This window comes from Achromobacter sp. NPDC058515 (assembly GCF_042721735.1).
Classification (GTDB): domain Bacteria; phylum Pseudomonadota; class Gammaproteobacteria; order Burkholderiales; family Burkholderiaceae_B; genus Achromobacter.
The window spans coordinates 130,794-143,585 of the sequence record NZ_JBHXNI010000007.1 but is presented as its reverse complement, the minus strand read 5'-3'; the positions used below and the strand labels follow the sequence as shown (position 1 = coordinate 143,585).

Below are 12,792 nucleotides of genomic sequence, written 5' to 3'. Positions count from 1 at the left end.
ACTGTCCCCTTGCCATGTCCATCACGCTGTACACCCGCATCTCGGAAGAACTGGCGCGACGGATCGCGAGCGATGCGTATCCCGTGGGCACGGTGTTGCCCGCCGAGAACGCGTTGGCCGAGGAATTCGACGCCAGCCGCCATACCGTCCGCGCCGCCCTGCGCCAGTTGCAAGACCTGGGCCTCATCGCCCGCCGCCGGGGCAGCGGCACCGTCGTCATGGCGGCGCGGCCAAAGTCCGGTTTCAGCCAGTCCCTGCGTTCGCTGGAAGACCTGGTCCAGCTGGCGGCGCGCAGCCCGCGCAGCATCCGGCAGATCCAGGAGGTGGTGGTGGATGTGGAGCTGGCGCTCCGCCTGGGCGTGGGGCCCGGCACGCGCTGGCTGAAGTTCTCTTCCACGCGCGGCGTCGAAGGCCAGCCGCCGGTCGTGTGGACGGAACTGTACGTGGATGCGCACTACAAGGGCGTGCGCAAGCTGGCGCGCGAGCATCCCGACCGCCTGGTTTCCGAGCTGATCGAAGAACATTACGGACGCCGCATCGCGTCGGTCGAGCAGACGATCTCGGCTTGTGCCTTGCCGCCCGCCGTGGCGCGCGAGCTGGAGGCGGAGCCGGAGTCGCCGGGCTTGTTCATCCTGCGCCATTACAAGGACCAGGCGGGGAAGATCGTCGAGGTGTCGTGCTCGCATCATCCGGCGGGCCGCTACGAATTTTCGACGACCCTGATTCGCGAACATTGATCCGCGGGCGCGGGGTTTTCGGCGCCGGCGTCAGGCCTTCTTCTTAAATAGCACAGCAAGATTACGAGCCTGCCGGCGCTGCTTTCCCGGCTTCATCCTGTCGGCCCCGCGCCACAGATATTCCTTGATTTCCAGATTTGGACACGATTACGCTTGTGTCTCAAGAACTGACATATAGCGTCCCTAGAATTCGTTCCTGCCATGCGCCGAGTGCGCCGCTTGTGTTGAGTGCCTACCCACATGCGCATGTCTATTCAATCAATGGGAATCTGTAATGAAAAAGACTCTGTTCGTCACTGCCATCTTTGCCGCGCTGTCCGGCACGGCGCAGGCGGAAACCTCGGTGACGCTGTACGGCTTGATCGATACCGGCGTGGGTTACCAACGCATCAAGGGCGATGGGTACCACGAGTCCAAGTTCGGCATGAGCAACGGCGTGTCCAGCGGTTCGCGCTGGGGCCTGCGCGGCGCTGAAGACCTGGGCGATGGCCTGAGCGCGGTCTTCACGCTGGAAAGCGGCTTCAATTCGGCCAACGGCCAATCGGGCCAAAGCAGCCGCCTGTTCGGCCGCCAGGCCACCGTCGGCCTGAAGAGCGATTCGTGGGGCCTGCTGGAATTCGGCCGCCAGACCAACATTGCGTCGAAGTACCTTGGCGCGATCGATCCGTTCGCCGCCAGCTACGGCCAGGCCAACGTCGGCGTGGCCTTCAGCGCCGCGAACACGGTCCGCTACGACAACATGGTGCAGTACTCGACTCCGTCCTTCGGCGGCTTCCAGTTCGGCGCCGGCTACTCGTTCAACGTTGCCGACACGACCGCCGCCCAGACGGGCTTTGCCACCGCCGACAACACCCGCGGCATCACGGCCGGCGCGCGCTATGTGAACGGCCCGCTGAACGTCGCCCTGACCTACGACCAGCTGAACCCCGCCAACCAGCTGGGCACCGACGCCACGCCGAAGTCCTGGAGCATCGGCGGCGCCTACGACTTTGAAGTCCTGAAGCTGGCGCTGGCTTTCGGCCAGACGCGCGACGGCTGGTTCACCGGCCAGGGCATCAACGCATTCGGCAGCGGCACCCCCACCGCCAAGAGCTTCGGCACCAACGTTGCCGTCGACGGCTTCAAGGCCAACTCGTACCTGGTTGGCCTGACCGTGCCGCTCGGCGCCAGCACCATCCTGGCTTCGTGGCAGCGCGCCGACCCCGACAGCGATCTGCTGACGGGTGGCGATTCCGCCATGAACGTGTACAGCCTGGGCTACACGTACAACCTGTCCAAGCGCACCAACCTGTACGCCTTGGGTTCGTACGCAACCGACTTCGCGTTCATCGACGGCGTGAAGAGCACCGTCGGCATGGTCGGCGTCCGTCATCGCTTCTAAGCGCGTGATGTGAGCAGGCGGCGCGCGGCAAGCGCGCCGCCCGTTCCTCGCGCCGCGGTTGCATTGAGCGGATTGGGCGTCTTACCCGGCCACAGACGCGAAAAAAGCGGCCACCTCCCTAGCTCCACTCCCAGTCCGCTCACCCGAACCCCGGTCGGCTCCTTCCGATCATGGCAAACTGAAGGCCCGTGCAAGTTGTTGCGCGGGCCTTGTCCGTTCTGGAGGGCGCCATGAAGTTCGATATCTACGGACGGTTTCAACTGGATATCCAGCGCACCGCCGAGCGCTGGCTGGTATATCGCATCGCATCAGGCAAACGCGTCCCTGCCGAAGATGTCGTCATTCCCGCGGATGTGGCGGCCGAGGATGTCGCGGCGTATCTGGATGATCTCTATCACGAACTGTCGCCCCCGGGCGGCGCGGTCGTGCCGTTGTAGTATCGGATCCTTGCGAATCTCCGACAGGAATCTTATGAACACGCATCGCAAGTGGGTCTCGGCAATGTCATTGGCGTTGGCGCTGGTCATGGGCGCGGCGAGCGCGTCCGCGCTGGCGCAGGCCGCCGCGGCAATGGCGCAGGCGCCGCAATCGCTGCGGGTGCTGGACGGAAAGCTGAAGGTCGCCATTCCCGCCGGATTCATCGAAAGCGAATTTCCGGCGGACCCCGCCACGCCGGATGTCGCCGGCAAGATATACGTGAACCGCGCAACCAGGCAGGCCATCATCGTGGTCAACATGCCCCTGGAGCCCGCGGTGGGCGATGACGATGCGTTTACGCTGGGAAACGTGGCGGCAGGCTTTCAATTGCAGCAGCAGGAAGCCGTGCCCACCTTCAAGAAGACCGGGCAAAGCACCTTCAAGATTGACGGCATCGGCGTCTCCCAAGTGGATGCGACGAGCAAGCTCGACGGCCGCCCGGCCTTGCTGACCGCGCTGTTCGCGGTGTCCGGCGCCCGCTTGGCCTCCTTCACCCTCTATACCTTGATCGAGGAAAAGGACAGGCATCCGGGGCTGGTCAAGCAATTGACGCAAGGCATGTCGGCGCCGCGCTGAGGCGCGCGCAGGCGGACGCTCAGGGCGCGCAGGCGCTGGAAAAGCTGGCCGACCTGATGCGGCGCCGGCCGTATGTGCCGAGGGATCCGATCGTCCAGCGGCGCCGCGCCGGCATAGTCCGCCTGTTCAGGCGTTCTTTTCGGGTTGCATGCCGAGGTGCTTCACTTCGTCATACAGCTTGCGGCTGACCCAGACGCCTTCCTGTTCGCTGCGGGCCCGGGCCTTGAAGCGGCGTTCGGACGGCAGGCGCGCGCCCTGGCCGCTGATTGCGTCCAGCATGGCTTCCGCGCCGCTGAGGTTCGCGGCAAGCTGGCCGCGGCCGAGGATGGCCGGGTCCAGCGCGATGACCAGTTCGCCGTGCAGCGGCGTGCCGCCGGCGCCCGCGTCGAAAGCCTGGGATTGCAGGCTGGTCCAGTCGCCGATCAGGGGGCCGGCCAGCAGCTCGATCATGGTCGACAGCGCGGAGCCCTTGTACGAGCCGAACGTGAGCATGGCGCCTTCCAGCGCGGCCGCGGCGTCGGTGGTGGGCTGGCCGTCGCGGTCGATGGCCCAGCCCTCGGGGATGGACCTGCCCGTGCGGCGGTGCAGCTCGATCTCGCCGCGCGCCACCATGCTGGTGGCGAAGTCGAACACATAGGGGTAGTCGCCCGGACGCGGCCAGGCAAAGGCGAACGGGTTCGTGCCGAACACGGGCCGCGTGCCGCCGGCGGGCGCGACCCAGCTATGGCTGATCGTCATGGCCATGCCGGCCAGGCCGTGGCGGGCGATGGCCTCGACCTCGGGCCACAGCGCCGAGAAATGGAAGCAGTTGTTGATGGCCAGCACGGCCACGCCGTTGCGCTTGGCCTTTTCCGCCAGGTACGGCAGGCCTTCCTCGAAGGCCAGCAGCGAATAGGCCCGCCCGGCATCGACCTGCACGACGGCGGGCGCGGGGTGCGTCAGCGCCGGCAGCGCCGCGGGGTCCACCAGGCCGGCCTGCAAGGTTTGCACGCACGCGATCAGGCGGTACATGCCGTGCGACTGGCAGTCGTCGCGTTGCCCGGCGGTGATCGCCTCCGCGATCGCGGCCGCATGCGGCGCCGAAAAACCGTTTCTGGTCAACACGTCGACGGACAGGTCGTGGACCTGCTCGATCGAGAGATTGATCATATCGTTGTTGCTGTTCACGTTGCCTCCGGTACTGCGTTGCATGGCCCGTGTTCCGTGGCCGGAAGACGGGTCGTATGAAAGCGGGGCGCGGGGCTGCTGCGCCGCCTCAGTGTAGCTGCACGCGCGGCCCCGCCGTACCGGGAAAAATCTTCAACTGCCGCCGGCGCAAGGCGCCTCAATTCACCTGCAGGGTGTAGGCGCTGCGGCCGCGCAGCAGGGTCAGCGCCAGCGGCCGCGAGCCGGCGCCGGCCAGAAGCTCGCGCAGGTCGGCCAGCTTGCTGACGGGGCGCTGGTTCACGCCGATGATGATGTCGCCGCGCTGCAGCCTTGCGGCAACCGGGCCGCGCTCGGGATAGGTGGCGCTGACGGCCGCGCCGTCGTTGCCTTGCAGGCGCTGCTCGCGCCCGATTTCGGCGAACTCCACGCCTGTCAGGCGCGCATCCAGCGAGCCGGCATGGAAGCGTTCGTTCTGCTCCGGCTCGATGCGCAGCAGGACTTCCGTCTTGGCGCCGGCCCGCAGCAGCGTCAGGCGCACCTGCCGGCCGACGGGAAGCAGGCCTTCGGCATTGCGCAGCTGTGCGCTGGTGCCCAGGGCCTTGCCGTCCATCGACAGGATCTGGTCCCTGGCCTGCACGCCGGCCTTCTGGGCGGGCGAACCGTCCGCCACGCGGGCCACCACGATGCCCGTCGAACCCGGCGCCAGGCCCAGTTGGCGCGCATTGCGCGGCGTGATGTCCAGGGTATCCAGGCCCAGGCCGCCGCGTTGCACCTGCCCATGTTGCAGCAGCTGCCGCATGACCTCGCCGGCAAGATTGGACGGAATGGCGAAGCCGATGCCCACGTTGCCGCCTGACGGCGTGTAGATCATGGTGTTGATGCCGACCAGCTCGCCGTTCAGGTTCACCAGCGCGCCGCCCGAGTTGCCGGGATTGATCGAGGCGTCGGTCTGGATGAAGTTCTGATAGCCGGCCGCGCGCAGGCTGGACCGGTCCAGCGCGGACACGATGCCGGACGAGGCCGACTGGCCCAGGCCGTAGGGGTCGCCGATGGCGACGACGAAGTCGCCCACGCGCAGGTCGCTGGAATCCGACAGCGATAGCGCCTGCAGGTTCTGGGCGGGAATGCGCAGCACCGCCAGGTCGGTATCGGGATCGCTGCCCACGACGGTGGCGTTGAAGGTCCGCCCGTCCTGCAAGGACACGCGTATGGCCGAGGCGCCGCGCACCACGTGATGGTTGGTCAGGATGTTGCCTTGGCCCGCGTCGACGATGACGCCCGATCCCACGTTCTGCCGGATGGACGCCGGGGATTGGACGGGGCCGGCCCCCGGCGCCTGCCGCGGATCGGACTGCGCCGAGATGTTGACGACGGCGGGCGTGACGCGCTCGAGCATGGGCGCAAGCGAGGGCAGGGGCTGGCCGTCCACGGCCAGGGGCAGGGCGGCAAGGCCGGGCGCGGGCGCCGCGGCGAACAGCGCGGCGGCGAGCGCCGCGCCAAGCGCAAAGCGGCGGAGTATTCCAGGGGGCGGCATGGCCAGGTCAGGCATTTCGGTCCTTCTTGCGGCAACGCGGCAGTATCGGCCGGCGTCGCTGCAAGGATATGACCGCGCCGATCAGAAGCCGACCGCCTGGCCGTCGCGGCGCGAATCGGATGCCGCGACGTAGCCGCCCTGGGGCAGGCGGCAGATCAGTTGCGCCGAGCCGAACTCCAGGCTGTCGGCGGGGGCCACCGCGACGTTGTGGCCGCGCGCGCGCAGCGTGTCGACCACGTCCGCCGGCAGGTGCGATTCCACATTGACCACCGGGCCGTTTTCCACGCGGAAGCGCGGCGCGTCGCTCATGGCCTGCGGATTCTGGCCGAAGGCGGCCAGGCGCGTGACCATCTGCAGATGGCCCTGGGCCTGCATCGATCCGCCCATGACGCCGAAGGACATGACGGGCTGGCCGCCGCGCGTGACGAACGCGGGGATGATGGTGTGCATGGGCTTCTTGCGCGGAGCGACCTGGTTGGCGTGCCCGGGCTTGAGCACGAAGTTCAGGCCGCGGTTGTGCAGGCTGATGCCGGTGCCCGGCACGACCACGCCCGAGCCGAAGCCGTGGTAGTTGGACTGGATGAAGGACACCATGGTGCCGCTGGCGTCGGCGGCGGTCAGGTAGACCGTGCCGCCGGTGGCGGGCGTGCCCGCGGTGGGCACGCTGGCGCGGTCCATGGAGATCAGGCGGGCGCGCTCGGCCAGATAGGCGCGGTCGAGCAGGGCGCGCGCGTCGGTGCGCATGTGGCGCGGGTCCGCAACGTGATGATGCAGGTCCGCGAACGCCAGCTTCATGGCTTCGATGCTGACGTGGTAGTAGTCGGCGCTGTCGCGGCCCATGCCTTCCAGGTCGAATTGCTCGAGCATGCCCAGGGCCATCAGCGCCGAGATGCCCTGGCCGTTCGGCGGGATTTCATGCAGCTCGTAGTCGCGGAACGACTGCGAAATGGGCTTGACCCATTCGGCGCGATGCTCGGCCAGGTCGACGGCGCTGAGCGCGCCGCCCGTCTGGCTGGCGAAGTCGGCGATCTTCCTGGCGAGCTCGCCGCGGTAGAAGCTCTCGCCGCCGCTTTCGGCGATCTCGCGCAGGGTCTTGGCCTGGTCCGGAAAGCGCCACCACTCGCCGGCCTGCGGCGCGCGGCCCTGGGGCAGGAATGCGTCGGCAAAGCCGGGCTCCGCCGCCAGCTTGGGCGCCTGCGTGGCCCATTGGCGGGCGATGGTGGGCGACACGGCAAAGCCGTCTTCGGCATAGGCGATGGCGGGCTCGAACAGCTTGGCGAAGGGCAGCTTGCCGAAACGCTCGGACAGGGCTTTCCAGCCGGCGACCTGGCCCGGCACGGTGACCGTGCCCCAGCCCGTGCCCGGCATCGCGTCGCGTCCGTTGAAGTACTCGGGCGTCCACGCGGCCGGCGCGCAGCCGCTGGAGTTCAGGCCGTGAAGCTGGCCGTCGTGCCAGACCAGCGCGAACATGTCGCCGCCGATGCCGTTCATCACGGGCTCGACGACGGTCAGGGCAATCGCGGTGGCAATGGCGCTGTCAACGGCATTGCCACCGGCCAGCAGCATGCGTAGTCCCGCCTGCGCAGCCAGCGGCTGGCTGGTCGCGACCGCATTGGCGGCCAGGACCGGCATTTTTCGGGAAGCGTACGGAAAAGACCAATCGAAGGGGGAGGACATGGATGCTGGAACTCGTAAGGGAAATTACTGCGGGGTGATGCCGGCTTGGTCGATCAGCTGCTTGGTGCGCGGGATCTCGGCCTTGATGAAGGCGGCGAATTCCTCGCGGCTGCCGCCGCGCGGCTCGGCGCCGGCTTCGGCGAGCTTACCGCGCAATGCCGGATCGGCCAGCACCTTGTTGACGGCGCGGTTGAGCTTGTCGAGGATCGGCGCGGGCGTGCCTTCGGGCGCGACCAGGCCGTACCACGGCGCGATGTCGTAGCCCGCGTAGCCTTGCTCGGCGATGGTGGGGATGTCGGGCGCCAGCGCCGAGCGCTGCGAATTCGACATGCCCAGCGCCAGCAGCGCGCCGCTCTTGGCCTGGGGCAGGCCGGTCATGATGGTGTCGAAGTACATCGAGACCTGGCCGCTCAGCAGCGCCGGGATGGCTTCGCCGGCGCCCTTGTACGGCACGTGCAGGATGTCGATGCCGGCGATGGACTTCAGCATTTCGCCCGCCATGTGCGAGGTCGTGCCGGTGCCGAACGAGGCATAGGTCAGCTTGCCCGGATTGGCGCGGGCATAGGCCACCATTTCGGGCAGCGTCTTGAAAGGCTGCGACGGATTGGCCAGCAGGATGTTGGGCGTGTAGGCCACCATGGACACCAGCGCGAAGGCGTCGGGGTCGTAGGCCAGGCGCTTTTGCAGGAAGCGGTTGGTGACGACGGCCGCCGGGCCGCCCATCAGCAGCGTGTAGCCGTCGGGCGTGGCGCGCGCGACCGAGGCGCTGCCGATGGCGGCCGCGGCGCCGGGGCGGGCTTCGATGACAAAAGGCTGGCCGAGTTCGGTCGACAGCGCCGCGCCCAGCTGGCGCGAAATCAGGTCGGTGGCGGAGCCTGCCTGGAAGGGCACGACGATGCGCACGGGATGCTGCGGCCAGTCCGTGGCCTGGGCGCCGGCCTGGGCCGCGAAGGCCATCGCGGCGGCGCCTGCCAGCGCCCGGATGAGACGAAATTTCATGGATTCCCCTTGATCGCGTTATGGAAGCGGTGCGCCGGGCGGGTCTGTTGCCCGTTCCGGCAAGGCGGGCGCGCGGCGGCGTCCCCCGGCCTGCATTAGACGCAACCGCGCCGTCCGCGACTATTAGTGTTTGCATCCATGGATCATTGGATCCAGTTTGTGTTATTTTTGCCGTTATCTATCATGGCGGCTTTCCAACCCCGGGGACGACAGTGCTGCAATTTCAAAAGACAGCCATCAGCGCCGAAGACGAGGCGTACCTGCATTTGCAGCGCGAGATCCGGCTGGGCCGCTATGCGCCCGGCCAGCGCCTGGTGCCGGATGTCGTCGCCGCCGAGATCGGCACCAGCCGCATGCCGGTGCGCGGCGCGCTGCGCCGGCTGGCCTCGGAAGGGCTGGTCGAGATCCGCGCGAATCGCGGCGCCGTGGTGCGCGGGCTGAACCAGCAAGAGATGCTGGAAGTCTTTGAAATGCGCTCCGTGCTGGAAGGCCTGGCCATGCGCAACGCGGTGCTCAATATGGGCGCCGAGCACATCCGCCGGCTGTCCAACATGCTGGAGCAACTGGACCAGGGCTCCAGCGACTACCTGGACTGGACCACCGCCCACCGCGAATTCCACGAATACCTGTGCAGCTTCTGCCGGCAGCCCCGCCTGCTGAGCCAGATATCCGAACTGCATTCCGTCGTCGAACCCTATATGCGCCTGTGGGCGGCTCAGCCCGGCCGCGTCCTGCGCGTGCGCGAGTCGCACCAGGAACTGATCGACGCCCTGCAAACCCGCGACCCGGCCCGCTGCGAGGCGGCGATGCGCCAGCACGTGCTGAACACCGTGCCGGCCTTGCAGGCGTTCCTGGAGCAGGCGGCCTAGGGCCGCGGCATGCCCGGCGGTGTCTGACACCGAAGGAGACGGGAGGTGTCAGACACCGCTTAACTGCGGCTTTTTCTTGCGCCCGAACTTCGCCTCGCTGGCGATGACGCCCGCCACGATCAGTCCGGCGCCGACCAGCGCCAGGGCCGGCAGGCGGTCGCCCGCCAGGCGTCCGACGATGCCGCCCCACACGGGCTCGCCCGCGTAGATGACGGTGGCGCGGGTGGGCGACACGGATTTCTGCGCCCAGTTCATTGTCAGCTGGATGATGGCGCTGGCCAGCCCCAGGCCGATCGCGGCGCCCGCCCACAGCCAGGAGAACGCCGGGATCGACTCCCCCAGCACCGGCATCAGCGCAAACGACAGCAGCCCCGCCGTCAGCAACTGCACGAATGTCACGCGGCGGCTGTCCACCTTGCGGGCAAACAGGCCGATCAGGATGATCTCGGCGGCAATCGCCACGGCGCCCGCCAGCGTCGCGGCTTCGCCGGGGGAAAAGCTCAGCGCGCCGGCCTCGGGGCCCGCCAGCAGCATCAGGCCCGTGAAGGCCAGTCCCACGCCGACCCAGCTCATCAGGCCGGGCGGGCGTTTCAGCACCGCCCATTGCAGCAGCGGCACGATGGGCACGTACAGGGCCGTGATGAAGGCGGACTGGCTGCTGGTGATGGTGCGCAAGCCGTGGGTCTGCAGGTAATAGCCCAGGAACAGCGCGCTGCCGATGGCGATGCCGGCGCCGACCTCGTATCGGGTCAGCCCCGCCATGTGCTTGCGGAACAGCAGCAGCGCCATCAGGCCGGCGATGGTGAAGCGCAAGCCTACGAAGAACAGCGGTCCGCTATGCTGCATGGCGATATGGATGATGAGGAAGGTGCTTCCCCACAGCATGGTGACCAGCACCAGGGCGATTTCCTGGCGGGACAGGGCGAACATCGATGTCTTGGAATCCACGGCTTATCTGAATGTTGAGCGCGACGAAATTATGAGCAATATACTGCACATCACCAGTTCCACGCCGGACGTCCTCACCCATGTGGGAACGAACCTGCGGCGGCTGCGCAAGCAGGCGGGCCTGAGCCAGACGAATCTGGCCGAGGCGTCCGGCATCAGCCGCCGCATGATCGCCGGGCTGGAAGCCGGCACGGCCAACATCAGCCTGGCCAGCCTGGACAAGCTGGCGGGCCCGCTGGGCGTGGGCTTCGTCGACCTGGTCAGCGATCCCGCCCGCGAGCGGCGGCGGATCGAAGCGATGGCGTGGCGCGGCAAGCTGCCCGGCAGCCAGGCCGTGCTGCTGGGCGCCGCGCCCGCCAGCTGCGAGGCGCAGCTCTGGATATGGTCGTTGGCCGCGGGCGAAGAATACATAGCCGAGCCCGACCCCGAGGGATGGCACGAAATGGTCTACGTCATCGAAGGCGCGCTGCGGCTGGAGCTCTCGGGAAAAACGCAGCGCATCGGCGCGGACGATTTCGCGATCTACAGCAGCGCGCAGCCCTACGCCTACTTCAACGACGGGGACGTCCGCCTGCGGTTTGTGCGCAACGTGCTGCGCTAGAACGGCGCGCAACGGCGGTGGCGGCCGCTCAGCGAACAGGATTTGCGGCGCCGCTTCGAATCAACATATAGCCAGGAGTAATATGACGCGTCCGGCGGCCTGAGTCCGCCGGCACGCACAAGCCGATTCACGCCTCGTCCTTCCCACCCGTGTCGACAGCGGAGCTCTCCTCCGCGCCTGCCCTGCGGTGTCTGTAAGCCCTGGCGCGCAAGCGGCCATAAGAAGACACCGAGGAGAACAGAAATTGGACAAGCAAGAGTCGGGCGGCTGGTATTTCGGCTGGAACATCGTCGGCGCCGCCACGGTACTCACCCTGTTGACGGTCGGCCTGCGCATGGGCATCGGGCCGTTCTTCCTGCCGATGGCGGACGGACTGGGCTTCTCGCGCAGCCTCTTGTCCGGCATCGTGGCGATCGGCATGCTGTGCTACGGGCTGGGCATGCCGCTGGCGGGCTATCTCGTCAGCACGCGCGGCACGCGCTTCGTGCTGCTGACCGGCACCGCCATCGTCGTGGCGTCGTCCATCTGGACGGTCTTCGCGCGCGGACCCCTTGAATTCCTGCTGTCCTTCGGCGTGGCGCTGTCCATCGGCCTGGCCTTCACCAGCCCGGTCGCGCTGACGCCGGTGATCAGCCGCTGGTTCACGCGGCAGCGCGGCATGGCGCTATTCTTCCTGTCCACCGGCTCGATGGCGGGCATTGCGCTGATGACCCCCACCTTGACCTTCGCGATCTCGGCGATGGGCTGGCGCGAAACGCTGCTGGGCTTTGCCGCGCTGTTCGCCGTGCTGACGGTGCCGGTCGCGCTCCTTGTCATGCGCGACGAGGCGCCGGAACACACCGACCTGCTGCCCCACCAGATCATCGAGAAATCGGCCGCCGCCCGGCCCGCGGCCAAGGCGGCGTCGCCCAGGCTGGGCGACGCCTTGCGCACCCTGCCGTTCTGGCAGGTGGCGCTGGGCCTGTTCGCCTGTGGCTTCAGCATGAACCTGCTGGGCACGCACGGCATGCCCATGCTGATGGACCACGGCTTCGACGCCACGACCAGTTCGCTGGGCATCGGCCTGATCGGCCTGGTCGCCATCTTCAGCACGCTGGTGCTGGGACGCATGTCCGACCAGGTCGAGCGGCGCAACATCCTCGCCGCCATTTATCTGGTGCGGGGCCTGGGCTTTTTCGCGCTGGTCATGGTGGGTGCGCATTGGGAACTGTATGCTGCGGCCACCATCGGCGGCATCGTGTGGGCGGGCAGCATCGCCTTGTCGTCCGCGATCCTGGCCGACGTCTACGGCATCCGCCTGGTCGGCGTGCTGTACGGGCTGACCTATCTGGGCCACCAGGTGGGCGGCATGATCAGTTCCTGGCTGGGCGGATGGGCATTCGAGGCCTTCGGCACGCACTGGGTGGCCTTCGGCTCGGCCGGCGTGCTGCTGCTGATGGCGGCGTTGATCTCCCTGCGCCTGCCGTCGCGCGGCGTCCTGCGGCCGTTAAGGCCCGCCGCCTGAGTGCCTCTGCCGCGCAGGTGTCTGACACCGCCCAGGTGTCTGACACCCAAGGGAGACGGCCCTCAAGCTTGCGACGGCAACTCATGGGTGTCAGACACCTCTCTCATGGGTGTCAGACACCTCTCATTGGTGTCAGACACCCCATGATGGCGGCGCTGATCTCCCTGCGCCTGCCGTCGCGCGGCGTCCTGCGGCCGTTAAGGCCCGCCGCCTGAGTGCCTCTGCCGCGCAGGTGTCTGACACCGCGCAGGTGTCTGACACCCAAGGGAGACGGCCCTCAAGCTTGCGACGGCAACTCATGGGTGTCAGACACCTCTCTCATGGGTGTCAGACACCTCTCATT

General features: G+C 67.6%; 12 protein-coding genes. 7 read left to right on the top strand and 5 right to left on the bottom strand.

Annotated features, from left to right (window positions below; genetic code table 11):
- The first annotated feature begins 14 nt into the window (after positions 1–14).
- The 4 genes from ACFWP0_RS14475 to ACFWP0_RS14460 all read left to right on the top strand — a co-directional run bounded on the left by ACFWP0_RS14475 (position 15) and on the right by ACFWP0_RS14460 (position 3,171).
- A complete protein-coding gene (locus ACFWP0_RS14475; protein ID WP_377843050.1) occupies positions 15–737 on the top strand; it encodes a GntR family transcriptional regulator in 723 nt (240 codons plus the stop codon).
- A 274-nt stretch (positions 738–1,011) separates the two neighbouring features.
- Positions 1,012–2,118 carry a porin gene (locus ACFWP0_RS14470; protein WP_377843047.1) on the top strand — a complete coding sequence of 369 codons (1,107 nt, stop codon included), beginning with the start codon at positions 1,012–1,014 and terminating at the stop codon, positions 2,116–2,118.
- Between the two features lie 230 nt (positions 2,119–2,348).
- Positions 2,349–2,555, top strand: coding sequence for a hypothetical protein (locus tag ACFWP0_RS14465; RefSeq protein WP_377843044.1), 207 nt, complete (start codon positions 2,349–2,351; stop codon positions 2,553–2,555).
- 34 nt (positions 2,556–2,589) lie between these two features.
- Positions 2,590–3,171 carry a hypothetical protein gene (locus ACFWP0_RS14460; protein WP_377843042.1) on the top strand — a complete coding sequence of 194 codons (582 nt, stop codon included), beginning with the start codon at positions 2,590–2,592 and terminating at the stop codon, positions 3,169–3,171.
- Positions 3,172–3,297: 126 nt separating this feature from the next.
- Here the strand turns inward: ACFWP0_RS14460 and ACFWP0_RS14455 are convergent, their stop codons facing one another.
- The 4 genes from ACFWP0_RS14455 to ACFWP0_RS14440 all read right to left on the bottom strand — a co-directional run bounded on the left by ACFWP0_RS14455 (position 3,298) and on the right by ACFWP0_RS14440 (position 8,527).
- Positions 3,298–4,362, bottom strand: coding sequence for an Ldh family oxidoreductase (locus tag ACFWP0_RS14455; protein ID WP_377843039.1), 1,065 nt, complete (start codon positions 4,360–4,362; stop codon positions 3,298–3,300).
- Between the two features lie 133 nt (positions 4,363–4,495).
- Entirely contained in the window at positions 4,496–5,866 is a 1,371-nt protein-coding gene (locus tag ACFWP0_RS14450) for a trypsin-like peptidase domain-containing protein (protein ID WP_377843035.1), read from the bottom strand.
- A gap of 66 nt (positions 5,867–5,932) precedes the next feature.
- Positions 5,933–7,528 carry a gamma-glutamyltransferase gene (gene ggt, locus ACFWP0_RS14445; RefSeq protein WP_377843032.1) on the bottom strand — a complete coding sequence of 532 codons (1,596 nt, stop codon included), beginning with the start codon at positions 7,526–7,528 and terminating at the stop codon, positions 5,933–5,935.
- A 24-nt stretch (positions 7,529–7,552) separates the two neighbouring features.
- Positions 7,553–8,527 carry a Bug family tripartite tricarboxylate transporter substrate binding protein gene (locus ACFWP0_RS14440; protein ID WP_377843029.1) on the bottom strand — a complete coding sequence of 325 codons (975 nt, stop codon included), beginning with the start codon at positions 8,525–8,527 and terminating at the stop codon, positions 7,553–7,555.
- 212 nt (positions 8,528–8,739) lie between these two features.
- On the opposite strand from ACFWP0_RS14440, the gene ACFWP0_RS14435 reads away from it, so the two are divergent.
- The gene (locus tag ACFWP0_RS14435; RefSeq protein ID WP_377843026.1) at positions 8,740–9,396 is read left to right on the top strand and encodes a GntR family transcriptional regulator; all 657 of its coding nucleotides are present in this window, start codon (positions 8,740–8,742) and stop codon (positions 9,394–9,396) included.
- A 48-nt stretch (positions 9,397–9,444) separates the two neighbouring features.
- On the opposite strand, the gene ACFWP0_RS14430 is transcribed toward ACFWP0_RS14435, so the two are convergent.
- A complete protein-coding gene (locus ACFWP0_RS14430; RefSeq protein WP_377843385.1) occupies positions 9,445–10,326 on the bottom strand; it encodes a DMT family transporter in 882 nt (293 codons plus the stop codon).
- Positions 10,327–10,375: 49 nt separating this feature from the next.
- Here ACFWP0_RS14430 and ACFWP0_RS14425 point away from each other — a divergent pair, with 49 nt between their 5' ends.
- Complete coding sequence (locus ACFWP0_RS14425) at positions 10,376–10,945, top strand: helix-turn-helix domain-containing protein (protein ID WP_377843023.1); 570 nt, start codon at positions 10,376–10,378, stop codon at positions 10,943–10,945.
- Positions 10,946–11,189: 244 nt separating this feature from the next.
- Positions 11,190–12,449, top strand: a complete 1,260-nt coding sequence (locus ACFWP0_RS14420; RefSeq protein ID WP_377843021.1) for an MFS transporter — start codon at positions 11,190–11,192, stop codon at positions 12,447–12,449.
- Positions 12,450–12,792: the final 343 nt, after the last annotated feature.